We start from the raw sequence: 24,840 nt of genomic DNA, 5'->3' as shown, positions 1-24,840 counted from the left end.
ATTTGTAGGCCGGATAAGGCGTCAGCCGCCATCTGGCAAAATGTTGATTTCAGATATTCGCCTCCCCCCGCCGTGAATGTTACCCTACGGACTGATCTGTTAGGGAGAACACCGTGGCCGTCCACCTGCTCATTGTCGATGCACTGAATCTTATCCGCCGTATTCACGCCGTACAGGGCTCCCCCTGCGTGGAGACGTGCCAGCACGCGCTCGATCAATTAATTGTGCACAGTCAGCCCACGCACGCCGTGGCGGTCTTTGATGACGAAGCGCGCAACAGCGGCTGGCGTCACCAAAGACTGCCTGACTACAAAGCCGGTCGGCCGCCAATGCCACAAGACTTGTATCAGGAAATGCCCGCCTTACGCGCCGCTTTTGAACAGCGCGGCGTCTGCTGCTGGGTCTCCAGCGGTAATGAAGCCGACGATTTAGCCGCTACTCTGGCGATTAAAGTCTGCCAGGCAGGACATCAAGCCACCATCGTCTCCACCGATAAAGGCTACTGTCAGTTGCTCTCCCCGACGCTGCGTATTCGCGACTATTTTCAGAAGCGCTGGCTGGACGCGCCGTTCATTGAGAAAGAGTTCGGCGTGCTGCCACAACAACTGCCCGATTACTGGGGGCTGGCTGGGATCAGCAGTTCTAAAGTACCGGGGGTCGCAGGTATTGGCCCCAAAAGCGCCACACAATTGCTGACGCAGTTTCTAACGCTGGAAGGCATTTACGCGCATCTTGATGAGGTGCCGGAAAAGTGGCGCAAGAAACTCGAAGAACATCGGGAAATGGCGTTTCTGTGTCGGGATATCGCGCGACTGCAAACGGACTTACATATCGACGGGAATTTACAGCAGCTACGGCTGGCGCGGTAGTCTTATTACTGGATGGTGGGGCAAACCCCTTATCCGGCCTACTTACCGTACAACCCTGTAGGCCGGATAAACCCCGGGTGATTACCAGGCGGTATGGTACAGCTCAACGATATCGCCCAGGCTCGCTTCACGCGGATTTCCGCCGGTACAGACATCATCAAATGCAGCCTGCGCCAGTGCAGGAATATCCTCTTTGCGTACGCCTACATCGCGCAGGTGCAGCGGGATCCCAACATCACGGTTAAGGGCAAATACCGCATCCACTGCCGCTTTCCGTGCTTCTGCCAGCGTCAGTCCTTCAACCTTCACGCCCATCACCCGGGCGATATCGCGAAATTTCTCCCCGGTATATTCGGCGTTATAGTGCATCACATGCGGTAGCAAAATGGCATTCGCGACGCCGTGCGGGGTGTTATAAAACGCGCCCAGCGGGTGCGCCATGCCATGCACTAATCCCAGGCCAACGTTGGAAAACCCCATTCCGGCAACGTACTGGCCCAGCGCCATCGCTTCGCCCGCCTGGCTGTCGCCCGCGACCGACCCGCGTAAAGCCCCGGCAATAATTTCAATCGCTTTAATGTGCAGCGCATCGGTAAGCGCCCACGCTGCTCGCGTGATGTATCCTTCAATGGCATGGGTCAGGGCGTCAACACCCGTGGCCGCTTTTAAGGCCGCAGGCATACCGTCCATCATGTCAGCATCGATAAACGCCACCTGCGGAATATCATGTGGATCGACACAAACAAACTTACGCCGGTTTTCTTCATCCGTGATCACGTAGTTAATGGTCACTTCCGCCGCCGTCCCTGCTGTGGTTGGGATAGCCATAACCGGCACGCTCGGGCAGCGCGTCGGGGATAACCCTTCGAGGCTGCGTACATCCGCAAACTCAGGGTTATTGTTGATAATACCAATCGCTTTACAGGTATCCTGCGGGGAGCCTCCGCCAATAGCTATCAAATAGTCTGCGCCACTTTGCTGAAAGACCTCCAATCCTTCCTGTACCACCGCAATGGTTGGGTTAGGAATAACACCTGAATAGATTTCCCACGCCAGACCTGCAGCGTCCATCCGGGACGTCACCTTCTCGACAACACCGCACCGCACCAGATTCTCATCGGTCACAATCAGCGCCTTGCGATAACCACGACGGATGACTTCATCGGTTAATGCACCAACAGCTCCCCGGCCAAACCATGCCGTTTCGTTCAGAATCATTCTGTTCGCCATCGTATTTCTCCTTTTCGCTATGCGAAATTACTCTTCAATTCGTAATCCGTAAGATTTGAATTTCTCCAGCACAATCGCGATCTCCTCATCGTCTAACACCGGAACCGGATCAACAATGGCCAGGGTGCTCAGATAAAGGCGCGCCAGAACTTCTACTTCATGCGCCAACCACAGTGCTTTTTCCAGATTCGCTTCACAAGCAATCAGCCCATGGTGCTGTAAAAGCGTTGCCTTACGGTTTTTCAGGGCGACGCTCACATGCTCTGACAGCTCTCGTGTACCAAACGTCGCATAAGGCGCACACGGAATAGAGTTTCCCCCCGCCGCCGCAATCATGTAATGGATTGCCGGAATTGGACGGTTGAGAATAGAAACGGCCGTACAGTGCACAGCATGGTTATGGACAACCGCATTGGCGTCCGGACGCGTCTGGTAAGCCGCCAGGTGAAAACGCCATTCGCTGGAGGGTAACTGACCTTTATCATATTTTCCGTCGTTATCTACATACACGATCATGTTTTCAGTAAGTCTTTCATAAGGAATACCGCTGGGCGTGATCAACATCCCATTCTCATATCGCGCACTCACATTTCCCGCCGTCCCCTGATTTAATCCAAGGCTGGTCATTTCAAGACAGGTTTCAATGATTTCTCGTGACAAACGCATTCTTTCCATAATGATTCTCCGGGTACAGTTTCTCCTCGTCTTTAATTGCGAAAAATGTAGCCGCAGAATAAGACGGGTCAGGTTTCAGATATGGGCAGCCACTGAATGTGTTTATTCAGATCCAGTTGGCCGATTTATTTATAGCAACGTATTATTGTTGTCTTACGCGCTTAATAAGTTTCATCGGTACTTTTACAGTTTCTTTAATAGGTTGGTCGTCAATGGCACTCATCATCATATCGAATGCTTTTTCCGCCCAAACATTTTCATCCTGCTGCATTGACCAGACATTATTGGCGAGAAATCCCAGCATCGGATGTTCATCGAATGTGCCAATATTAATATCAGGTGAAATTGTGCCGAAACAATGGCGAATAGCGTTAATAGCACCTTCCAGCACGGGTAATGATGAGGCAATAAACGCCTGCGGCTGCCCCTGTTCACCAATCAATCTATCCATCAGTTGAAAACCACCTTCAGGGGTGTTGTCAGGACCTTCACGCACCCAATCACGGTGATGAATACCATTATTCTTCAAAGAATTAAGGTAACCTTGCAAACGATCGCCAATACTGGGTAATCCGGTATCTCCGACTAAAAACCAGATCGGAGCCTTTCCGGCATCAAACAAACTTTGCGTCAACTTTTCGCCGCCTAAAATATTATGACTTTCAACCAGTGCGTTATCGGTATACTTAAAATCACGGTCCAGTAACACCATCGGTTTTCTGACCTGGCGTAAATGGTGTTGCTGATTCTCCAATGTTGAGGGAACAATAAAAAGGCCATCAACATTGCGAGCGATTAACGCTTTGGTCAATTTATTTTCGTAATCAACATCATCATAGGTACAGCTAATCATTAACTGATAACCGGAGCGACGACAGCGTTGCTCAAGTTTCTCGGCGAGAGTGGCAAAAAAAACGTTGGAAATATTTGGAACAATCAGTCCCAATGTATCCGTTTTATTCAATTTCAGGCTGCGGGCCGAATGGTTTATGACGTAACCATAACGCTCAACATATTCATTAATACGCGTTTGGGTTTTGACACTGATTCGATATTGCTCTGCTTTCCCGTTCAGCACCAGTCGTACGGTCGTAACCGATAAATTCAGATCGCTGGCTATCTGTTCTACTGTTTTAGCCATTTATATGCCCCAGTCCACATCCAAAAACGTCAATCTCCAATCATAAAAGTATTTTAAACTTTTGTCTTACTGCATAAGCTGGTTAATCGCCTGCTGCTGATCCCACATCATCAGATAGACCTGGTATTTGCGCTCATAGAAGTCCCGCCGTGCCGGATTAGCCTTAATAACCTCGCCGGAGCGAACCATCGCCTGGCATGCAGATGGAATATTTGCCCACGCGCCGCTTGCTACCGCGCCGGTGATAGCTGCCCCTAACGTCACTACATCTTCCTCCTGCATAAGATGAATATCGCATCCGGTAGCATCGGCATACTCCCGCATCCACAGCGGGTTATGCGTTGCGCCGCCGCACAGCGCCAGTCGGGAAATGGTATGGCCGTTTTCACGCATCACTTCCATAATATGCCGCGTACCGCAGGCAATCGCCTGTAATGTCGCCAGGTACAGGCGAGCCACCTGCATCTCGCCTCGCTCAAGAGTCAAGCCGCAGACGCTGCCCCGGGCATCGGGTCGCGCGCGGGGGGAGCGATTGCCATGGTGATCGGCCAGCACATGCAAATAACGACCAGGTTCAGACTCCTTCCTCTCAAGTTCCGCAACCCATTCGTTGACTAAAACGATCGGATGGCAACCCCGCGCCTCGGCCTTATGAAACAGCTCCGCACTTGCGCCTGATTCCTGGAGCGTCCAGTCGACCAATGCCCCAGCGGCGCTTTGCCCTCCCTCCGTCAACCAGTAGCCTGGCAGCATGGCAGACCAATACGGTCCCCATACGCCCGGCGTATAAATTTCCTGTTCGCTGCACAGCATATGGCAGTTTGACGTTCCGCTAATCAACGCTAACGTTCCCGCTGGCTCAACGCCAGCAAGCGCCAAACCGCCTGCATGGGCATCAATCATCCCACTGGCGACGACAACTGCAGTCGTCAGCCCCAACGCCTGGGCCGCATCGGCGCTAAGCGTTCCCACGGCGGCACCAGGCGGAAGAATATGCGACGGAATTTTGCCCGTTAAATCCGTTAACTCTACGGCGTCGAGCAGAGAGTGGCTAAAGCGTTGTTCATGGGCCAGATAGTTCCATTTACAGGTCAGCGTACACAGACCGGCCACGTCGCTCCCGGTGGCTTTACAGACAAGGTAGTCAGCCAAATCGTAAAAACGATGCGCACTGTGCCAGGTTGCAGGAAAGTGTTTTTTTAGCCACAGCACCTTGGGAAGCTCCATTTCGACGCTGACTTCACCGCCAACGTAACGCAGAGCCGGATCCTGTGTAGCATTAATATGCTGAGCTTCCTGCACCGCGCGATGGTCCATCCACATGATGATGTTATGGTCTGATGGTTCGCCTGGTGAAACCGCCAGGCCCTGCCCTTGCTCGTCGAGAGCCACCAATGAACAAGTGGCATCGAATCCCAGTGAACGGATATCCTCAATGCAGATCCCGGATGACGATACCGCCCCCTTAACTGCATCGCAAACCTGCTGCCAGATTTCTGCAGATGACTGCTCAACCCGAGCGGGGCCGGGTCGAAACTGCGAGATAGGGCGTGTCGCAAAGGCCAGACGTTTGCCGCTGGAATCGAAAACACCCGCCCTGACACTGGCAGAGCCGACATCCACACCGAGGAAATATCCACTGCTCATAGTAACTCCCTGACGTTAGCTAATAGTGGGGCGAGTACCTCGCCCCAACGCTCTTATTTTTTACCGAATGGGTGTAACAGCTTGTCAATTTCTGGGGTATCAATGTTCTTCGCACTAACGAATTTCACCGGAATATCAATCTCTTTTGGTACAGACTGACCGGATACCGCCGCATTCAGCGTCTTGATACCCTGATAGCCAATCTGGTAGGCGTCCTGCACAACAAAGCCCTGAATCACTCCGGACTTCAGGAAGGCAATAATGGCCTCGGTGCTATCAAAACCAATCACCTTCACTTTGCCTTTCAGGTTTTGACTATCAATTGCGTTTGCTACGCCGAGTGTTGAGCCTTCATTAGTGCCATAAATCCCTGCAATATCCGGGTTGGCCTGGATCATATCGATGGTTTTATCCATCGCTTTTTGCGGATCGCCATCACTGTACTGGACTGGTAGCACCTGGATATCCGGATATTTTTCCTTCATGCGGGCAATAAATCCTTCCGAACGCTCAATCGCTGAGGAGGTCCCTGCTACGTGCGCAATAATGCCCACTTTTCCTTTGTTGCCCACTTCTGCTGCCAGCGCGTCTGCCGCTTCAGCCCCGGCTTTACGGTTATTCGTGGCGACAAAACTGACCGGAATATCAGAATTCACACCGGAGTCAAAGGTCACAACTTTAATGCCGCGTGAATTTGCGGTCTCAACTAATGGCGCCAGTGCATTGGCATCTAACGCGGCCAGCAATAGTCCATTGGGTTTTTGCGCCATCGCGTTTTCAACTAACTGAATCTGCTCGGCAATCTGAGTTTCATCCGCCGGGCCCACATAGCTGGTTTTGTCACCCAACTCTTTTGCTGCCGCCTCCGTCCCCATTTTTACGGTTTGCCAGAATTCATGCTGGAAACCTTTACTGACCACGGGAAGATTCATATCTTTAGCCAAAACGCTGGATGTCATACAGGCCAGCAGGGATAACGCATAGACAAAATTCCTGGTTCTCATTGTTTTACTCCGTTCTGAGTGAGTCACCCTAAACGTCAGGGTTATGATGTCCCGTGACTTCCGGGAGCGTAAATCAACGAATTTTTTTGCGTAATGTGTCGAGATAAACCGCAGCAATGACCACTACACCCATGGCCACCATTTGCCAGAACTGGGAAACTCCCATCAGGTTCAGACCATTTTTCAACACGCTCATAATGAATGCGCCAATGATGGTGCCGCCGATGGTGCCAATCCCGCCCATCAGACTGGTACCGCCAATAACGACCGCCGCGATAGCTTCCAGCTCATATCCCACGCCGACCGTCGGCTGCCCGGAGTTTAAACGAGAGGCCAGAATGACCCCGGCAATCCCGGTCAGCAGACCACAAAAGGCGTAGACGAAAATTTTGACGCGTTGCACTTTAATCCCGGAAAGATGTGCCGCCACCTCATTACTGCCCACTGCGTAAACATAGCGGCCTATCACCGTTTTCTTCAGGATGTAGGCGGCGATGAGCGCCACCACCACCAGGTAAAAGACAGGATATGGCAGCACATCAAACAACCGTCCCTGGGCCAGCATTTTGAAGGTGGGGTAATCAGCGAAGTAAATCGCGCGGCCATCGGTCATCACCATATTGATACCTCTGACGGACATCATCAGACCCAGCGTGGCGATAAAAGGCGGGATAGTCATTTTGGTGACCAGCAGGCCATTGATATAGCCGCATAATCCTCCAGCCAGTACCCCCGCAAAAATACAGACGGGCAGAGGCAGACCTAGCGTGGCGCAGATACCTACCGCGACACCAGAAAATGCCACGACTGAACCGAGAGAAAGGTCGATCCCTGAAGTGATAATGACGAAGGTAACGCCAATCGCCATAATGCCAATCACCGAGGTTTGCAGGGCAATTGTCATAATGTTTTCAGTGTTAAAGAAAAATGGCGAACCAAAACTAAAAAATATCACCAAAATAATCAGACTTAAAAGTGGCGCAAGGCGCATTAAAAGTTCTTTGTTAATTTTTATTTTCTTATTATTGCTGTCTGAAGAGGTTACAGAGATAGTCATAAGTTAGTCCTCTAACGTCGCATATTGCATGATTTTTTCTTGTGTGGCGTCATCAGAAGCTAGCTCTCCGGTAATACGCCCATTACGCATCACTAAAATGCGATCGCACATACCCAGCACTTCCGGTAATTCAGAGGAGATCATGATAATTGATTTCCCTTTTGCCACCAGCCGATTCATTAATTCATAAATTTCAAGTTTGGCCCCCACATCAATCCCGCGAGTGGGTTCATCAAAGATGAGAATATCGGTGTCTTTACACACCCATCGGGCAATAATAATTTTCTGCTGATTACCACCACTTAAATTCAAGGCAGCTTGCTCTAAATGTGGTGTTTTAATGCGTAGGGCTTTAACCTGTTCCTCGCTGGTTTTCTGGCAACGTGTGCTGTCCACATTGCCAAAACGATCGGAATACTCAGGGTAATTGCCCAACATAATATTGCGCTCAACGGACAGTCCTAATGCCAGCCCCTCTTTTTTCCTGTCCTCGGTTAAATAGCTGATACCCTGTTGGATAGCATCAGGAATATCTTTAATCACCGTAACTTTACCGTTCAGCTTGAGGGTCCCACCATCAATGGGATCCGCGCCAAAAATCGCCCGTGCCAGCTCAGTACGCCCTGCGCCCATCAGGCCGGCGAAGCCCAGGATTTCTCCTTGGTAAAGCGTGAAATCGATATTGTTCAATACCCCATTGCGCGTTAGCCCACTCACTTCCAACACGGGCTTACGTTGAGCCAAAGGTTTACGGCGAGGATAAATATTACCGAGGTCGCGCCCGACCATCATGGCAATCAGGTCGCTAATTTTGACCGCATCATAATCCACGGTGGCAATAAACTGCCCATCGCGCATTACCGTAGCGCGATCGGCTATCAGCGCCAGCTCCTCCAGTCGGTGCGAGATGTAAACAATGCCAGTCCCCTGTTCTTTCAATAAACGGGTTACCTGAAATAAGCTGTCGATTTCCGTTTCCGTAAGTGCTGCCGTAGGTTCATCCATAATAAGAATCTTGGCATTGACCGATATCGCTTTAGCTATCTCAACCATTTGTTGTTGAGCAACGGTCAAATCGGCAACCAGCGTATCTGGCGCGATATTCAGGTTTAACTTTTGCAAAATATCGATAGCAGCCTGTCGCTGTTGTTTTTCATCCAGACGCCAGCGATTATTTTTGCAAAACTCCCTGCCAATAAATATATTTTCTTCAACGGTGAGTTCAGGGAAGAGGTTAAATTCCTGATGAATAATCGTGATACCTGCACTTTGTGCACTTAACGGGTTAGCGAAAGTAACCGGCTGCCCCTCAAAAATAATATCCCCTTCATCAGGCTGATAAACACCGGATAAGATCTTCATCAACGTAGACTTTCCTGCGCCATTCTCACCCAGCAGCGCATGAACCTCACCTTTGCGTAAAGCAAAATCCACATTACTCAACGCTAATACGCCGGGAAAACGTTTCGTAATATGACTCATCTGTAAAAATGTTTCAGACATTGCTGCTTTCCTCAATATACAGAAACTGCAGTCAGTGAATCAGGCGAAAACAAGATTGCCAGAGAGCCATCGTCACCGTTAATGCGAATACTACTTACAAGTTCATATGCGTTATATCAATCATGCTAACTCGAGTTAGCGAAGTGCCTTTTAAAGCTATTTTAGCTACTCAAATTAGCCAAATCATTTGGTTTAAAACTGTGATGCTGAACAGACAATTTATTATATATTTATGATTTAAAAGGTTTTTATTAAAAATCTGCGTATTTGTTTATTTGACGCAGATCGAATTTTAACCACTTCTCGTGAAGCCTCTCACAGTTCCATAACAAAAAAGTTGTGTAAAAAACTCTCCAATACCTAAGCTAACTCGAGTTAGCAAAAATGGGTAATTCAGCCAACTGCGACAGTGGTGTCCAACATCCGCTTTTGCAGCACGGCACAAAGTGAGATGAGGAACCTCGAATGAGAAAAAATAGCTTACCGAAGATTGGTATCCGCCCGGTTATTGATGGTCGTCGTATGGGGGTACGTGAGTCGCTTGAAGAGCAAACCATGAATATGGCGAAAGCCACCGCCGCGCTTATTACGGAAAAACTTCGCCATGCCTGTGGCGCACAAATTGAATGTGTAATTGCCGACACCTGTATTGCCGGTCTGGCGGAATCCGCAGCCTGTGAAGAAAAGTTCAGCAGCCAAAATGTTGGCGTAACGATTACCGTTACCCCTTGCTGGTGCTACGGCAGCGAAACCATCGACATGGATCCGATGCGTCCGAAAGCTATCTGGGGCTTTAACGGCACAGAACGCCCTGGCGCCGTTTATCTTGCTGCCGCGCTGGCTGCGCATAATCAAAAAGGTCTGCCCGCGTTCTCCATTTACGGTCACGACGTACAGGATGCCGGCGACACCACCATCCCCGCCGACGTCGAAGAAAAACTGCTGCGTTTCACCCGGGCGGGCTTAGCCGTTGCCAGTATGAAAGGTAAAAGCTATTTATCCGTAGGCGGCGTTTCTATGGGCATCGCCGGTTCTATTGTCGATCATAACTTCTTTGAATCCTGGCTGGGAATGAAGGTTCAACCTGTTGATATGACTGAACTTCGCCGTCGAATTGACCAGAAAATTTATGACGAAGCTGAACTGGATATCGCACTGGCGTGGGCAGACAAACATTTCCGCTACGGCGAAGATCAGAACGCCCAACAGTATAAGCGTAACGAAGAACAGAGCCGCGCGGTACTGAAAGAAAGCCTGCTGATGGCGATGTGCATCCGCGACATGATGCAAGGCAATCAGAAACTAGCAGACAAAGGTCGTGTTGAAGAATCGCTGGGTTACAACGCGATTGCCGCGGGATTCCAGGGCCAGCGTCACTGGACGGATCAATATCCAAACGGCGACACTGCCGAAGCACTGCTGAATAGCTCCTTCGACTGGAATGGCGTGCGTGAGCCGTTCGTTGTCGCGACTGAAAACGACAGTCTCAACGGCGTAGCGATGCTGTTTGGTCACCAGCTCACCGGTACAGCACAGGTTTTTGCTGATGTGCGCACCTTCTGGTCGCCAGAGGCGGTGGAGCGTGTCACGGGTAAACCGCTGACCGGGCTGGCTGAGCACGGCATTATTCACCTGATTAACTCCGGCTCGGCTGCACTGGATGGTTCCTGCAAGCAGCGCGATGGCGAAGGGAAACCAACCATGAAGCCGCACTGGGAAATCTCACAGAAAGAGGCTGATGATTGTCTGGCGGCGACCGAATGGTGTCCGGCTATTCACGAATACTTCCGCGGCGGCGGTTATTCCTCTCGCTTCCTGACCGAGGGCGGTGTGCCATTCACCATGACTCGCATCAATATTATCAAAGGGTTAGGACCGGTACTGCAAATCGCCGAAGGCTGGAGCGTGGAGTTACCAAAAGAGGTGCATGCTCAGCTTGATGCGCGTACCAACTCGACCTGGCCGACCACCTGGTTTGCCCCGCGCTTAACCGGTAAAGGTCCATTCAGCGATGTCTATTCCGTCATGGCTAACTGGGGTGCAAACCACGGTGTGCTGACGATTGGTCACGTCGGCGCAGACTTTATTACGCTTGCCGCCATGCTGCGTATTCCGGTTTGCATGCACAACGTGGAAGACGAAAAAATCTATCGTCCTTCAGCCTGGGCGGCCCACGGTATGGATAGCGAAGGCCAGGATTATCGTGCCTGCCAAAACTACGGCCCGCTGTATAAGCGTTAATGCGACTCCGCCCGGTGGCGCAAGCTTACCGGGCCTACAGGAGCACAACGTGTAGGCCGGATAAGGCGTTTACGCCGCCATCCGGCAACGTCTCGGGAGCGATTATGAAACAAGACGTTATTCTGGTCCTCGATTGTGGCGCAACCAACGTGCGGGCCATTGCCGTTGACCAACAGGGAAAAATTATCGCCCGCGCCTCAACGCCCAACGCCAGTGATATTGCCGCGGAGAATGGCGCCTGGCATCAGTGGTCGCTGGAAGCCATTTTGCAACGCTTCGCCGACTGCTGTCAGCGGCTCTCCACGCAACTGGTCAATTGCCGTATCTGCGGGATCGCCGTCACCACCTTCGGCGTAGACGGTGCGCTGGTCGATCAACACGGCAGGCAGTTATATCCGGTAATCAGTTGGAAGTGCCCGCGCACCGCAGCAGTGATGGAAAACATCCATCGCTACATGTCGCCCCAGCAACTGCAGGAAATCTCCGGCGTCGGCGCGTTCAGCTTCAACACGCTGTATAAACTGGTGTGGCTGAAAGAAAACCATCCACAACTGCTCGAACAGGCACACGCCTGGCTGTTTATTTCGTCGCTTATTAACCACCGTTTAACCGGCAAGTTCACCACAGATATCACTATGGCGGGCACCAGCCAGATGCTGAACATCCAGCAGCGCGATTTCAGTGATGACATTTTGCAGGCAACCGGCATACCGCGCCGACTGTTTCCACGTCTGGTGGAAGCGGGCGAACAGATTGGGGTACTGCAACACGAGGCCGCCAGCCTGCTCGGGCTGCCAGTGGGTATTCCGGTGATATCTGCCGGGCACGACACGCAGTTTGCGCTGTTTGGTGCGGGAGCTCAGCCAGACGAACCGGTGCTTTCTTCCGGTACATGGGAAATTCTGATGGTGCGCAGTGCGCAGGTGGACACCTCTCTGCTCAGCCGTTATGCGGGTTCCACTTGTGAATTAGATAGCCAGGCCGGACTGTACAATCCCGGCATGCAGTGGCTGGCCTCCGGTGTACTCGAATGGGTGCGTAAGCTGTTTTGGACTGCCGAAACGCCCTGGCAGACGCTGATTGACGAAGCCCGGTCCATTCCTGCTGGCGCAGAAGGCGTCAAGATGCACTGCAACCTGCTGGCCTCTCAGAATGCGGGCTGGCAAGGGGTTACGCTCAATACCACCCGCGGGCATTTTTATCGCGCCGCACTGGAAGGACTGACAGAACAGTTGCAGCGGAATTTGCACACGCTGGAAAAAATCGGTCATTTCCAGGCCTCTGAATTGTTATTGGTTGGCGGGGGCAGCCGTAACGCATTGTGGAACCAGATTAAAGCGAACGTTCTCGGGATCCCTGTAAAAGTGCTGGATGACGCCGAAACCACTGTGGCAGGCGCCGCGATGTTTGCCTGGTCAGGTATGGGTGAATTTACCTCCCCGGAACAGGCTCGTGCCCAGGTGCGCTACCAGTACCGTTACTTCTATCCGCAAACCGAATCCGAACTGACAGGAGTCGAGTAACATGCTCAAAACGATATCACCCTTAATTTCTCCCGACCTGCTGAAGGTGCTGGCTGAGATGGGTCACGGCGATGAGATTATCTTTTCCGATGCCCATTTTCCGGCTCACAGCATGGGACCGCAGGTGATTCGCGCCGACGGTCTGCTGGTCAGCGATCTGCTGCAGGCGATTATTCCGCTTTTTGAACTGGACAGCTACGCCCCGCCGCTGGTGATGATGGCCGCAGTAGAAGGCGACGCTCTCGATCCTGACGTCGAGGCTCGCTATCGTCAGGCGCTTTCCTTGCAGGCCCCCTGCCCAGACATCACGCGTATTGACCGCTATGCCTTTTACGAACGCGCGCAAAAGGCGTTTGCGATCGTTATCACAGGAGAGCGGGCAAAGTACGGGAATATTCTTTTAAAAAAAGGGGTAACGCCATAATCTCTGGTCAGAATGCCCGTCTGATACGGGCATTCTGCATAAGATGAGGATCAGAACATGAAAGCGGCGCGCCAGCAGGCAATTGTAGATCTGCTTACCCACCACAAAAGCCTGACAACCGAAGCCCTGTCTTTGCAGCTAAACGTCAGCAAAGAGACCATCCGCCGCGATCTCAGTGAATTACAAACCCAGGGCAAAGTGCTACGCAATCACGGGCGGGCCAAGGCCATTCACCGGAAAAATCAGGACAGTGGCGACCCGTTTCATATTCGACTCAAAAGTCACTATGCGCACAAAGCGGATATTGCGCGGGAAGCGCTGGCATGGATTGAAGAAGGAATGGTGATCGCCTTAGACGCCAGCTCAACCTGCTGGTATCTGGCGCGTCAGCTACCGGACATCGACATTCTCGTTTTCACCAACAGCCACCCCATTTGTCAGGAATTGGCTAAACGCGAACACATTCAGCTCATCAGCTCTGGCGGCCGCCTTGAACGTAAATACGGCTGTTATGTTAATTCCGCGCTCATCTCGCAGCTAAAATCCCTCGATATCGATCTGTTTATTTTTTCCTGCGAAGGGATCGACAGCGATGGCGCGCTCTGGGACTCCAATGCCACCAACGCAGAATTCAAATCCATTATGCTTAAGCGCGCATCGCAATCTTTATTGCTGATCGATAAAAGTAAGTTAAATCGTTCCGGGGAGGCCCGGATTGGGCATCTGGATGATGTGACGCATATCGTGTCAGATACACAGCTGATTGAAACAACATAGACCGGATAAGACGTTTACGCCGCCATCCGATCTATGTTTAGCGTTATCGCTCGTCCCGACGACCGCCGACGGCCGCCCACAGACGACGCACGTGTACGGTCACTTCTTCCCGATCATGATACAGCTGACGTGCCTGCATCTGGGCATTGACGCCATGCTCATCAAGCTGTGCCTGGATATAGGCCAGATTCTGCGATACCTCTTCATAACGTTTTTTCATCGGCAGCTTGAGGTTGAAGATCGTCTCGCGACACCAGCCGTTGACCAGCCACTGCGCCATCAGCGCGGCAACCTTCGCTGGCTTCTCCACCATGTCGCACACCATCCATGAGATGTTGTTACGATTCGGGCGATACTTAAATCCGTCTTCGCGCAGCCAGGTGACCTGCCCTGTATCCATCAGGCTTTGCGCCATCGGACCGTTATCCACGGAATAAACCCACATGTTGCGTTTAACCAGTTGATAGGTCCAACCGCCCGGACATGCGCCTAAATCCACGGCATACATGCCGTTGGCCAGACGCTCGTCCCACTCATCTTCTGGAATGAACACATGCAGCGCCTCTTCCAGCTTCAGCGTTGAGCGGCTCGGCGCATCGGCCGGGAACTTCAGGCGCGGAATCCCCATGTAGAACGGGGAGTTATTGTCAGGCCAGGAATAACCGGTATAACAACAGCCAGGGGCGATAAAGAAAACATGAACCACCGGACGTTTCGGTGTTTCATATTTTGCCAGTACGCCCGCTTCACGCAGCGCCGCGCGCAGCGGTACGGTAAATTTACGGCAGAACTTAACCAGCTCTTTGCTTTCATTGGTGTCGGCGACTTCGACCCGCAGATCGCCGCCTTTTTCCACCACGCCCTGCAACATGCCGACAATTGGCGTAATACGATCTTCCGGCGGTAAATATTGCAGCAGTTCGCCCACAACAAACATCTGACGGGCAAAAATCAGCGAGCTAAACGGCAGTTCTTTCACTAACTTTTCGGCATCGTCCTGCTGATAGCATTCGAAGATCACATAGCCCGCATTGTCTTTAACGCGGGCGAAACCGAAGATTTCCCGACGTCCTGCTTTATCCGTAATTTCTGCGGCGCACTCTTTTTCAAAACCCGGGCGACACAACAATACAACCTTATTCATGGCTAACGCCCTTACGTTTCAATCGAATAGCGCCCACTAACATCAGCGCCCAGCCTACAAGGAAGCTGAAACCGCCGACGGGGGTAACAAACGCCCACAAGCGTAAATGAGAGAGCGCGAGGCAATACAGGCTGCCGCTAAACAGCACCGTCCCTAATGCCAGGAACACGCTACTCCAGTAAAACCAAATGCTAATGCGTCGCTGCATGGCGACGGCCAGCCCGAAGATAGCCAGCGTATGAAACGCCTGATACTCAAGGCCAGTCTGGATCCAACCCATTTCTACGACACCAAGGGTTTTACTCAGAACATGTGCCCCAAAGGCGCCCAACGCCACAAAGATAAAACCACTTACGGCGGCAAAAATCAGCATAAAACGGCTGGTCATGTTAATACCCTACGTAATTTATTGTTCATAACGAAAGCGGAATTTTTCTTGTTCCGAGGCCGCTTTCGCCAGTATCCACTGACGGAAGGCGGCTATTTTACCCAGTTCTGCCTGACTGTCATGACAAACCAGATAAAACGCGTTTTTGCTGACCAGAACATCGTTAAACGGACAGACCAGACGTCCGGCTTCAATTTCGGACTGCGCCATGACGTTATTCGCCAGCGCAATCCCCTGTCCATGGATAGCAGCCTGTAGCACCATGGCGCTATGGCTGAAGATAGGTCCCTGCTGTACGTTGATATGATTCAGGCCAAGCTGGCGCGTATAGGCTTGCCAGTCACGCCGCGATGCATCGTGCAATAATGTGTGTTTTGCCAGGTCATCCGGCGTCTTCAGTGGTTTATCACCGGTGAGTAACAGCGGCGAGCAGACCGGCAATAAATATTCTGCGTACAATTTTTCAACGCGCAGACCCGGCCAGTTGCCGCGTCCGTAGAAAATCGCCACATCAACATCATCAGCCAGTTTGTCTTCCTGACGGTCCACCGCCTGGATCCTGACATCGATTCCCGGATAAGCTGAGTTAAAGCTAGAGAGTCTGGGCACCAGCCATTGGATCGCGAAACTGGGCAATAAACTAACGGTAAGCGCACCTTTTGCACTGCGTGCCTGAAGTTTACGCGTCGCGTCAGTTAATTGCGAAAAAATCTCTTTGATGTCGAGGAAATAGCTTTGACCTTCTTCTGTTAACAACAGAGATCGATTGCGTCGACGAAACAGCTTCAGCCCCAGGAAATCCTCGAGTGACTTGATTTGGTGACTTACTGCGGCCTGCGTCACAAAAAGCTCTTCCGCTGCGCGGGTAAAGCTCAAATGACGCGCTGCAGCATCAAAAACACGCAATGCATTTAGGGGTGGTAATCGTTTTGACATGACTTTTAGGCTTTGATGTTAAATGAATTTAACAATTATCTAACAGGCTGTAACCTATTAGTTTTTTTTATCTGAGCCATTATAAATTGTCCGTTGAGGTTCTACCAGCAAATACCTATAGTGGCGGCACTTCCTGAAGCCGGAACGAAAAGTTTTATCGGAATGCGTGTTCTGGTGGGCTTTTGGCTTACGGTTGTGATGTTGTGTTGTTGTGTTTGCAATTGGTCTGCGATTCAGACCATGGTAGCAAAGCTACCCTTTTTCACTTCCTGTACATTTACCCTGTCTGTCCATAGTGATTAATGTAGCACCGCCAAATTGCGGTGCTTTTTTTTGTCCGACTTTATGTCGATGGCGACCGGTTAGTTATCCAGTTCTACCATCTCTTTCACATCGGTACGGTTGATCTGCTGTTTGTTGCCGTTAGCGTCTTTATACGAAATCATTCCCGTTTCATTGTCAGTCTGTGGCTTGCCATCAGATACGATTGATCGACCATCGTTGGTGTGCATCACGTAATTCGATCCAGAACAGGCGCTCAGGGCAAAAGTCAGCATACAGGCAGAGATAATTGCGGCAGTCTTTTTCATCTTCTTCTCCTTAAAGCGATTTATGCTATTAAAAACACACTCCGTAACAGGCAAAATTGCTCGCCTAACGCTATTTAGCATAAGACACTGTGAGGACTTTGCCAGGATATCCAGAGTATTCCGATGGTTAGCACAACTCTTGTGTCAGCGCCTGTTTTGCGCGACGATCGGTTTATTGAACTGAGGATGATCATGAACGCATTTAATCCCGCGCAGTTTCGTGCGCAATTTCCCGCACTCAACGATGCCGGCGTCTATCTCGACAGCGCTGCTACTGCACTGAAGCCGCAAGCCGTGATTGAGGCGACCCAGCAATTCTATAGCTTGAGCGCCGGAAACGTGCATCGCAGTCAGTTTGCCGAAGCGCAACGCCTGACCGCGCGCTATGAGGCCGCACGGGGAAAGGCCGCACGCCTGATCAACACCCCGGATGAGAAAACGATAGTCTGGACCCGTGGCACGACGGAAGCTATCAATATGGTTGCCCAAAGCTATGCGCGTCCGCGCTTACGGCCGGGCGATGAGATTATCGTCAGCGTGGCGGAACATCATGCCAATCTCGTTCCGTGGCTGATGGTGGCTGAGCAAACGGGAGCCAGAGTAGTCAAACTCCCGCTCAACGCCCATTTGCTACCGGACGTCGAGCGTCTGGTTGAACTCATCACTCCGCGCAGTCGCATTCTGGCGCTGGGGCAGATGTCGAACGTTACCGGTGGTTGTCCGGATTTAGCCCGCGCCATTACGCTCGCCCATGCGGCTGGCATGGTGGTAATGGTTGATGGCGCGCAGGGAATTGTGCATTTCCCCGCCGACGTGCAGCAGTTAGATATTGATTTCTATGCCTTCTCGGGCCACAAGTTGTATGGCCCTACCGGTATTGGCGTACTGTATGGTAAGCCAGAATTACTGGAGGCCATGTCACCATGGCTCGGCGGCGGCAAGATGATTAGCGAAGTCAGCTTTGACGGTTTCACTACCCAGGCGGCCCCCTGGAAGCTGGAGGCCGGTACGCCTAACGTAGCTGGCGTCATCGGGTTAAGCGCGGCGCTCGAATGGCTGGCGGATGTCGATGTTGCGCAGGCCGAAAACTGGAGCCGGGGTCTGGCGACGCTGGCAGAAGACGCCCTGGCGAAACGTCCCGGTTTTCGTTCCTTCCGTTGTCAGGACTCTAGTCTGTTAGCCTTTGATTTCGCTGGCGTTCATCACAGTGATATGGTGACGCTGCTGGCCGAATATGGCATTGCGCTGCGCGCAGGGCAACACTGCGCACAACCACTGCTGGCGGAGCTGGGCGTATCCGGGACCCTACGCGCCTCTTTTGCGCCCTATAATACGCAAAGTGATGTGGATGCGTTGGTCGCAGCCGTTGACCGCGCGCTGGAAATATTGGTGGATTAATGACAAGCCCTTTATTCGCCGGACACCCGTTTGGCACAACCGTAACTGAAGATACGTTGCGTACTACGTTTGCCCCGCTCACCCAGTGGGAGGATAAATATCGTCAGCTAATTCTGCTGGGCAAGCAGCTTCCGGCGCTGCCGGAGGCGCTAAGGGCGCAGGCAAAAGAGATTGCGGGATGCGAAAACCGCGTCTGGCTGGGATATACCCTGCACCAGAATGGCACTCTGCATTTCTTCGGCGACAGCGAAGGCCGTATTGTTCGCGGGCTGTTGGCGGTATTGCTCACCGCCACAGAAGGTAAAACCGCAACGGAGTTGCTGGTGCATTCACCCATGGCGTTATTTGACGAGTTAGGGTTAAGCGCGCAGCTCAGCGCCTCGCGGAGCCAGGGCCTGCATGCGTTGAACGAGGCGATTCTTGATGCTGCCCGGCAAGCCGGATAACAACGGCTGATGCGTATTATCCGGCCTACAACACCGCACGAACCGTAGGTCGGATAAGCATAGCGCCATCCGACACAATCAACTCTGGCGCGCCGCTTTCGCCATCATCTTCTTCAGCGCATGGGAAACAGCAACAAAGCCAAAGGTAGCCGTCACCATGGTGGCGGCGCCGAACCCTGAGGCGCAATCCATACGTTTCGGCCCTTCCGCCGTCGCCTTCATGGCACACACCGAGCCATCTGCCTGCGGGTAAACCAGCGCCTCGGTCGAGAACACGCAGTCCACGCCCAGCTTGCCTTTACTGTTTTTCACCACGCCAAAATCACTCTTCAGTCGCTCACGCAGCTTGGCCGCCAGCGGATCCTGAATGGTTTTTGCCAGATCAACCACCTGAATCTGCGTCGGATCGATCTGCCCGCCCGCACCGCCGGTGGTTACCAGCGGAATCTTATTGCGCCGACAGTACGCAATGAGCGCCGCTTTCGGGCGCACGCTGTCAATCGCATCGATGACATACGAAAATCCCGCATTCATATATTCAGCAACGTTATCTGGCGTAACAAAATCATCGACCACGTTCACCCGGCACTCCGGGTTAATCTGGCGGATACGTTCCGCCATCACCTCAGCTTTCGCTAAACCAACGTTATCGCGCAGCGCATGGATCTGACGGTTAGTATTGGTGACGCAAACATCATCCATATCAATGAGCGTAATCGCGCCAATGCCGGTACGCGCCAGCGCTTCCGCCGCCCACGATCCCACACCGCCAATCCCGACCACGCAAACATGCGCTCCGGCAAATAACTGCAGCGCGTTTTCGCCATACAGCCGCGCCGTGCCGCCAAAACGCTGACGCCAGGCGTCACTGATAACCACAGACATAGAACCTCAAATTCATTAATACCGAGCAGTATGACTGCCGGATGGCGCTGCCGCCATCAGACAATTAACCGCTGAACACGTTACCCGCGTTGCCGGATGACTTCAGCACCCATACGCGGCCGTAGTGATTATACCACCCGGCACGATGTCCGGCGTCAGCGCCAATGCCCTGATAGATATCAAAGTGCTGGCCTTTAATCGCACCGCCCACGTCCAGCGCCACCATCAGGCGCAGTTCGTACTGACCGGTGAACTTACCGTTATTATCCAGCAAGGGAACTTCCGCCAGTAACGTGGTACCCGCAGGAATGATACTGCGATCAGAAGCCACGGATGCACGGCCAATCAGCGGTACCGCGCTGGCCCCTTTCACCGGCGCAAAAGATTGCGGCTTAAAGAAGACAAACGATGGGTTCTGCTCCAGCAGCTCACGCACTTCGGCCTCGCTGTGCGTTTCTCCCCAGTGGCGAATGGCCTGCATCGACATATCTTCTTTTTTCACTTCGCCACGGTCGATCAACACCTTCCCGATACTGCGATAGGCATGGCCGTTTTTCCCGGCATAGCTAAAGAAGTTAAGCGGGCTGCCGTCGCCAAAATCGATATATCCACTGCCCTGAACATCCATAATAAAGTTGTCCATCAGGGAGTTGCTGTACGCCAGAATGTAATTATCGCTTAGCGCGCCTGCGTAGATCTCGGCACGAGACGGTAAACGCCCGCGTTTTGGCGGCATGCGGTAGATAGGATACTGGAACTCACCCTGACGCGTGTGGCGCGCCTGAATAACCGGAGTGTAATAACCCGTAAACTGGACGTTACCGTAGTTGTCCGCCCCTTCCATTTGCCACGCGTCAATACCAAACTGACGCATGCTGCGCGTATCACCGCCCGCACGTAACCATTGCTGGATAGCGTTGTAGACGTTGCTCTGGTTACCGTACAAACGCGGCGAAGCGCTGCGGATTTGATTAACCTGCTCGGCGAAATCACCGGCATTGATTGGCGCGCCAACCGCATCAGGTTGGTTCACCAAAGAGAAAGGCTGGGTAAATTTCCCGTCTTTATACTGCTGCCCACGATCGGTGGGTTTTGAGGAACACGCGGCGAGCATCGCAACGACAGCTCCCGCCAGAAGATATTTTGCCCAACGTCCTTTCATTATTCTCGTCTTATGTTGCCTGAATGCGAGACGAAGATAACAAACCCCCGTACCTAATGAAATGCGTATGCATACCCGAACGCAAATTTTGCGCAAAAAATAATCCAGAATACGTTGTTTTTGTTCATTTTCACCCTTAAAACGTGATCAAGGTGAAAAAAGGGTTGCATGAAAATGCGAGCAGAGTATAGTGCGCATCCACGGACGCGGGGTGGAGCAGCCTGGTAGCTCGTCGGGCTCATAACCCGAAGGTCGTCAGTTCAAATCTGGCCCCCGCAACCAATTAAAATCAGAAGCAGTAACGTTACTCGATGGAAGAGTAATGACGGACGCGGGGTGGAGCAGCCTGGTAGCTCGTCGGGCTCATAACCCGAAGGTCGTCAGTTCAAATCTGGCCCCCGCAACCAATTAAAATCAGAAGCAGTAACGTTACTCGATGGAAGAGTAATGACGGACGCGGGGTGGAGCAGCCTGGTAGCTCGTCGGGCTCATAACCCGAAGGTCGTCAGTTCAAATCTGGCCCCCGCAACCAATTAAAATCAGAAGCAGTAACGTTACTCGATGGAAGAGTAATGACGGACGCGGGGTGGAGCAGCCTGGTAGCTCGTCGGGCTCATAACCCGAAGGTCGTCGGTTCAAATCCGGCCCCCGCAACCAATCATATTTGCTGCAATATTTTTGCAAAGTAGTTCGAATCACAGCAAGGCGGCGACGCAGTGAATCCTTAGGAGCTTACTCCAGTAAGTGACTGAGGTGAACGAGGAAAGCCAACGCAGATGTGGTTTGAAATACGAAGCAAAAAGACGGACGCGGGGTGGAGCAGCCTGGTAGCTCGTCGGGCTCATAACCCGAAGGTCGTCGGTTCAAATCCGGCCCCCGCAACCAACATATTAAACACCTTAACGGGTGTTTTTTTGTATCTGTCGTTCGTAAAAAAAAGCGCTTTTCAGCGCTTTTTTGTTATCCCCTTCTCGCCAGCGTCGCGCCATCGGCAAAGTAGGCTTTAATCCCTGCCAGAATCGACTCCGCCACTTCCTGCTGGAAGGTTGCCGTCTTCAGCTTTCGCTCTTCTTCGACGTTACTGATAAATGCTGTTTCCACGAGGATAGAGGGAATATCCGGCGCTTTCAGCACCGCGAACCCGGCTTGCTCAACCTGATTCTTATGCAGGTTGTTAATTTTCCCGAGCTTATTCAGCACCGCTTTGCCAAACTTCAGGCTGTCGGCGATGGTCAGCGATTGCACCATATCGAACATGGTGTGGTCGACATAACGGTCACCGCTTTTGCTAACGCCACCGATGAGATCCGAGGCGTTCTGGGTTTGGGCCAGATATTTTGCCGCGGTACTGGTTGCCCCTTTCGTGGAGAGCGCAAACACCGACGATCCGCTGGGTTGCCGGCTGGTAAAGGCATCGGCGTGAATAGAGACAAACAGGTCTGCACGCTGTTTCTGCGCTTTCGCCACACGCACTTTTAGCGGAATGAATATATCTTCATTACGCGTCATAAAGACCTTCATGTTGCCCTCTTTCTCAATAAGGGCTCGCAGGCGACGGGCAATTTGCAGTACCACATCTTTTTCACGCGTCTTGTATTTCCCCACCGCACCGGAGTCTTCTCCACCGTGCCCGGGATCCAGCATAATGACAATCGGACGATCGCGCCCCGCTTTACCCGGCTGCGGACCACTTTGCGCAGGCGGCACCTGTTTATCCAGATCGCCCTTGTTGTAATCTTCCAGCAACGCCAGCAGCGGGTCCTGAACATCCTGCGCATTGGCAGGATAAAGATCCATGACCAGACGCTCTTTAAAACCGGCTACGGGAGCCAGGGCAAAGAGTTGCGGCTTCACATTCTGTTTCAGCTCGAACACCATCCGCACGGTCTGCGGGTCAAATTGCCCGACTCTCGCCGACTTAATATAGGGATCGTCAGGACGAATCTGCGCGCCGATGCCCTTAAGCACCGAGTTCAAATTAACGCCTTCAATATCGACAACCACACGCTCAGGATTACTCAGGGCAAACTGTTTGTATTTCAGCAAACGGTTAGATTCCACCGTGACGCGGGTATAACTGGACGCGGGCCAGATACGTACGGCAACGACCTGACTCACGGCAGCCAGACCGACCTGACTGACGCTTAAAAGCCACATAGCACCCGCACCTTGCAGTAAACGACGGCGACTAATTGCTGAATTGGATCCCGACATGCTTCTCCCGAGCAAAAGAAATCTTTATTGAAGTAATACGTAAAACGTCCGAATTGACCGGAAACTTTAGCGAATGACGCATAATCTGTCATCTATAAAAGGGTAAACATTCTTTTTATATTCACGGCATTACTGAAAAAAATCTGCGGCATGAGTAAAAATTACGCTTGCGCACGGCGCCAAAACAGAATAAAAATACACAAATTACGAATAATCATGCAGTGAGGGTGTGCCGTGGTGAAGGAGCGTAGAACCGAACTGGTACAGGGATTCCGCCATTCTGTTCCCTATATCAATACCCATCGGGGAAAAACGTTTGTCATTATGCTGGGCGGCGAAGCCATCGAGCATGAAAACTTTTCCAGTATCGTCAATGACATTGGGCTTCTTCATAGCCTCGGCATCCGCCTTGTCGTGGTCTATGGCGCACGACCGCAGATTGATGCCAATCTTGCGGCGCATCATCATGAACCGGTGTACCACAAAAATACGCGCGTCACCGACGCTAAAACGCTGGAGCTGGTCAAACAGGCTGCGGGATTACTTCAGCTTGATATTACAGCTCGCCTGTCGATGAGCCTGAATAATACGCCATTGCAGGGTGCGCATATCAATGTGGTCAGCGGGAATTTTATTATCTCCCAGCCGCTGGGCGTTGATGACGGCGTGGACTACTGCCATAGCGGGCGTATTCGTCGTATTGATGAAGAGGCCATTCACCGTCAACTGGACAGTGGCGCGATAGTCCTGATGGGACCAGTCGCCGTTTCCGTTACCGGTGAGAGCTTCAATCTGACGTCAGAAGAGGTCGCCACGCAGTTGGCTATCAAACTGAAAGCGGAGAAAATGATTGGTTTTTGCTCCTCCCAGGGGGTCACCAACGATGATGGCGATATTATTTCCGAATTGTTCCCTAACGAAGCCCAGGCGCGCGTCGAGTCACAGGAAGAGAAAGGTGACTACAGCTCAGGCACGGTGCGCTTCCTGCGCGGTGCGGTGAAAGCTTGTCGCAGTGGCGTACGCCGCTGCCACCTGATCAGCTATCAGGAAGATGGCGCGTTGCTGCAGGAACTGTTCTCCCGCGATGGCATCGGTACGCAAATCGTGATGGAAAGCGCCGAGCAAATTCGCCGCGCCACCATTAACGATATCGGCGGCATTCTGGAGCTCATCCGTCCGTTGGAACAACAAGGCATTCTGGTCCGCCGCTCCCGCGAACAACTGGAAATGGAGATCGACAAATTCACCATTATTCAGCGCGATAACCTGACTATCGCCTGCGCCGCTCTGTACCCTTTCCCGGAAGAGAGGATTGGCGAAATGGCGTGTGTGGCGGTACATCCGGACTACCGTAGTTCGTCACGCGGGGAAGTATTGCTGGAGCGGATCGCCGCGCAGGCCCGGCAAATGGGGCTGAGTAAGCTGTTCGTACTGACCACCCGCAGCATCCACTGGTTCCAGGAGCGCGGCTTCACGCCAGTGGATATCGACCTGCTGCCGGAAAGCAAGAAAGAGATGTACAACTATCAGCGGCGCTCAAAAGTGCTGATGGCGGATTTGGGGTAAGCGTGGTTGCCGGATGCGGC

22 protein-coding genes and 5 tRNA genes are annotated in these 24,840 nt (G+C 52.2%); 13 read left to right on the top strand and 14 right to left on the bottom strand.

Features of this window, described 5'->3' with window-relative positions; translation table 11 throughout:
• The first annotated feature begins 113 nt into the window (after positions 1–113).
• The gene (xni, locus tag FDX14_RS10225) at positions 114–869 is read left to right on the top strand and encodes a flap endonuclease Xni (protein WP_042310734.1); all 756 of its coding nucleotides are present in this window, start codon (positions 114–116) and stop codon (positions 867–869) included.
• Positions 870–950: 81 nt separating this feature from the next.
• Here xni and fucO read toward each other — a convergent pair whose 3' ends face one another.
• From fucO to FDX14_RS10190, 7 genes are all read right to left on the bottom strand, one after another.
• Positions 951–2,099, bottom strand: a complete 1,149-nt coding sequence (gene fucO, locus FDX14_RS10220) for a lactaldehyde reductase (RefSeq protein ID WP_042310736.1) — start codon at positions 2,097–2,099, stop codon at positions 951–953.
• A gap of 27 nt (positions 2,100–2,126) precedes the next feature.
• Complete coding sequence (fucA, locus tag FDX14_RS10215) at positions 2,127–2,774, bottom strand: L-fuculose-phosphate aldolase (RefSeq protein WP_003034062.1); 648 nt, start codon at positions 2,772–2,774, stop codon at positions 2,127–2,129.
• Positions 2,775–2,916: 142 nt separating this feature from the next.
• Positions 2,917–3,915 carry a LacI family DNA-binding transcriptional regulator gene (locus FDX14_RS10210; RefSeq protein ID WP_137349460.1) on the bottom strand — a complete coding sequence of 333 codons (999 nt, stop codon included), beginning with the start codon at positions 3,913–3,915 and terminating at the stop codon, positions 2,917–2,919.
• Positions 3,916–3,981: 66 nt separating this feature from the next.
• The gene (locus FDX14_RS10205; protein WP_137349459.1) at positions 3,982–5,562 is read right to left on the bottom strand and encodes an FGGY-family carbohydrate kinase; all 1,581 of its coding nucleotides are present in this window, start codon (positions 5,560–5,562) and stop codon (positions 3,982–3,984) included.
• Between the two features lie 53 nt (positions 5,563–5,615).
• Positions 5,616–6,566 carry an ABC transporter substrate-binding protein gene (locus FDX14_RS10200; RefSeq protein WP_061382372.1) on the bottom strand — a complete coding sequence of 317 codons (951 nt, stop codon included), beginning with the start codon at positions 6,564–6,566 and terminating at the stop codon, positions 5,616–5,618.
• A 73-nt stretch (positions 6,567–6,639) separates the two neighbouring features.
• Entirely contained in the window at positions 6,640–7,623 is a 984-nt protein-coding gene (locus tag FDX14_RS10195) for an ABC transporter permease (RefSeq protein ID WP_042310741.1), read from the bottom strand.
• A gap of 3 nt (positions 7,624–7,626) precedes the next feature.
• A complete protein-coding gene (locus FDX14_RS10190) occupies positions 7,627–9,126 on the bottom strand; it encodes a sugar ABC transporter ATP-binding protein (protein ID WP_061382373.1) in 1,500 nt (499 codons plus the stop codon).
• A gap of 465 nt (positions 9,127–9,591) precedes the next feature.
• Between FDX14_RS10190 and fucI the strand changes: the two genes are divergently transcribed.
• The 4 genes from fucI to fucR all read left to right on the top strand — a co-directional run bounded on the left by fucI (position 9,592) and on the right by fucR (position 14,091).
• Positions 9,592–11,367 (top strand): L-fucose isomerase, encoded by a 1,776-nt coding sequence (gene fucI / locus FDX14_RS10185; RefSeq protein ID WP_061382374.1) that lies wholly within the window; start codon positions 9,592–9,594, stop codon positions 11,365–11,367.
• A 104-nt stretch (positions 11,368–11,471) separates the two neighbouring features.
• On the top strand, positions 11,472–12,890 hold the full coding sequence (gene fucK, locus FDX14_RS10180; protein WP_137349458.1) for an L-fuculokinase: 1,419 nt from the start codon (positions 11,472–11,474) through the stop codon (positions 12,888–12,890).
• Position 12,891: 1 nt separating this feature from the next.
• Positions 12,892–13,314 carry an L-fucose mutarotase gene (fucU, locus tag FDX14_RS10175; RefSeq protein ID WP_003840383.1) on the top strand — a complete coding sequence of 141 codons (423 nt, stop codon included), beginning with the start codon at positions 12,892–12,894 and terminating at the stop codon, positions 13,312–13,314.
• A 57-nt stretch (positions 13,315–13,371) separates the two neighbouring features.
• Positions 13,372–14,091 carry an L-fucose operon activator gene (gene fucR / locus FDX14_RS10170; protein ID WP_137349457.1) on the top strand — a complete coding sequence of 240 codons (720 nt, stop codon included), beginning with the start codon at positions 13,372–13,374 and terminating at the stop codon, positions 14,089–14,091.
• Positions 14,092–14,134: 43 nt separating this feature from the next.
• Here fucR and rlmM read toward each other — a convergent pair whose 3' ends face one another.
• The 4 genes from rlmM to FDX14_RS10150 all read right to left on the bottom strand — a co-directional run bounded on the left by rlmM (position 14,135) and on the right by FDX14_RS10150 (position 17,149).
• Entirely contained in the window at positions 14,135–15,235 is a 1,101-nt protein-coding gene (gene rlmM, locus FDX14_RS10165; RefSeq protein WP_038633266.1) for a 23S rRNA (cytidine(2498)-2'-O)-methyltransferase RlmM, read from the bottom strand.
• Positions 15,228–15,623 (bottom strand): DUF423 domain-containing protein, encoded by a 396-nt coding sequence (locus FDX14_RS10160; protein WP_003034037.1) that lies wholly within the window; start codon positions 15,621–15,623, stop codon positions 15,228–15,230. The genes rlmM and FDX14_RS10160 overlap by 8 nt, the downstream gene beginning before the upstream one ends.
• A gap of 18 nt (positions 15,624–15,641) precedes the next feature.
• Positions 15,642–16,559: a glycine cleavage system transcriptional regulator GcvA gene (gcvA, locus tag FDX14_RS10155; RefSeq protein WP_038633269.1), complete on the bottom strand. Its 918-nt coding sequence runs from the start codon at positions 16,557–16,559 to the stop codon at positions 15,642–15,644.
• A gap of 362 nt (positions 16,560–16,921) precedes the next feature.
• On the bottom strand, positions 16,922–17,149 hold the full coding sequence (locus tag FDX14_RS10150; RefSeq protein WP_016154261.1) for a YgdI/YgdR family lipoprotein: 228 nt from the start codon (positions 17,147–17,149) through the stop codon (positions 16,922–16,924).
• Between the two features lie 192 nt (positions 17,150–17,341).
• On the opposite strand from FDX14_RS10150, the gene csdA reads away from it, so the two are divergent.
• Both csdA and csdE read left to right on the top strand, forming a co-directional pair.
• A complete protein-coding gene (csdA, locus tag FDX14_RS10145) occupies positions 17,342–18,547 on the top strand; it encodes a cysteine desulfurase CsdA (RefSeq protein WP_137349456.1) in 1,206 nt (401 codons plus the stop codon).
• A complete protein-coding gene (gene csdE / locus FDX14_RS10140; RefSeq protein ID WP_061382377.1) occupies positions 18,547–18,993 on the top strand; it encodes a cysteine desulfurase sulfur acceptor subunit CsdE in 447 nt (148 codons plus the stop codon). The genes csdA and csdE overlap by 1 nt, the downstream gene beginning before the upstream one ends.
• A gap of 78 nt (positions 18,994–19,071) precedes the next feature.
• Here the strand turns inward: csdE and tcdA are convergent, their stop codons facing one another.
• On the bottom strand, positions 19,072–19,878 hold the full coding sequence (gene tcdA, locus FDX14_RS10135) for a tRNA cyclic N6-threonylcarbamoyladenosine(37) synthase TcdA (RefSeq protein WP_042310757.1): 807 nt from the start codon (positions 19,876–19,878) through the stop codon (positions 19,072–19,074).
• Positions 19,879–19,942: 64 nt separating this feature from the next.
• Positions 19,943–21,040 carry a murein transglycosylase A gene (gene mltA / locus FDX14_RS10130; protein WP_137349455.1) on the bottom strand — a complete coding sequence of 366 codons (1,098 nt, stop codon included), beginning with the start codon at positions 21,038–21,040 and terminating at the stop codon, positions 19,943–19,945.
• 205 nt (positions 21,041–21,245) lie between these two features.
• Between mltA and FDX14_RS10125 the strand changes: the two genes are divergently transcribed.
• From FDX14_RS10125 to FDX14_RS10105, 5 genes are all read left to right on the top strand, one after another.
• A tRNA-Met gene (locus FDX14_RS10125) sits at positions 21,246–21,322 on the top strand.
• A 48-nt stretch (positions 21,323–21,370) separates the two neighbouring features.
• Positions 21,371–21,447 (top strand) — tRNA-Met (locus FDX14_RS10120).
• Positions 21,448–21,495: 48 nt separating this feature from the next.
• Positions 21,496–21,572: transfer RNA gene (locus FDX14_RS10115), tRNA-Met, on the top strand.
• Between the two features lie 48 nt (positions 21,573–21,620).
• Positions 21,621–21,697: transfer RNA gene (locus FDX14_RS10110), tRNA-Met, on the top strand.
• A 151-nt stretch (positions 21,698–21,848) separates the two neighbouring features.
• Positions 21,849–21,925 (top strand) — tRNA-Met (locus FDX14_RS10105).
• A gap of 75 nt (positions 21,926–22,000) precedes the next feature.
• Here the strand turns inward: FDX14_RS10105 and amiC are convergent.
• Entirely contained in the window at positions 22,001–23,254 is a 1,254-nt protein-coding gene (gene amiC / locus FDX14_RS10100; protein ID WP_042310761.1) for an N-acetylmuramoyl-L-alanine amidase AmiC, read from the bottom strand.
• Between the two features lie 234 nt (positions 23,255–23,488).
• Between amiC and argA the strand changes: the two genes are divergently transcribed.
• On the top strand, positions 23,489–24,820 hold the full coding sequence (argA, locus tag FDX14_RS10095; protein ID WP_061382378.1) for an amino-acid N-acetyltransferase: 1,332 nt from the start codon (positions 23,489–23,491) through the stop codon (positions 24,818–24,820).
• Positions 24,821–24,840: the final 20 nt, after the last annotated feature.

The sequence above is a fragment of the Citrobacter sp. wls710 genome, from assembly GCF_005281115.1.
GTDB classification, from domain to species: Bacteria; Pseudomonadota; Gammaproteobacteria; order Enterobacterales; family Enterobacteriaceae; genus Citrobacter; species Citrobacter werkmanii.
This window is presented reverse-complemented; position numbering and strand designations above follow the sequence as displayed.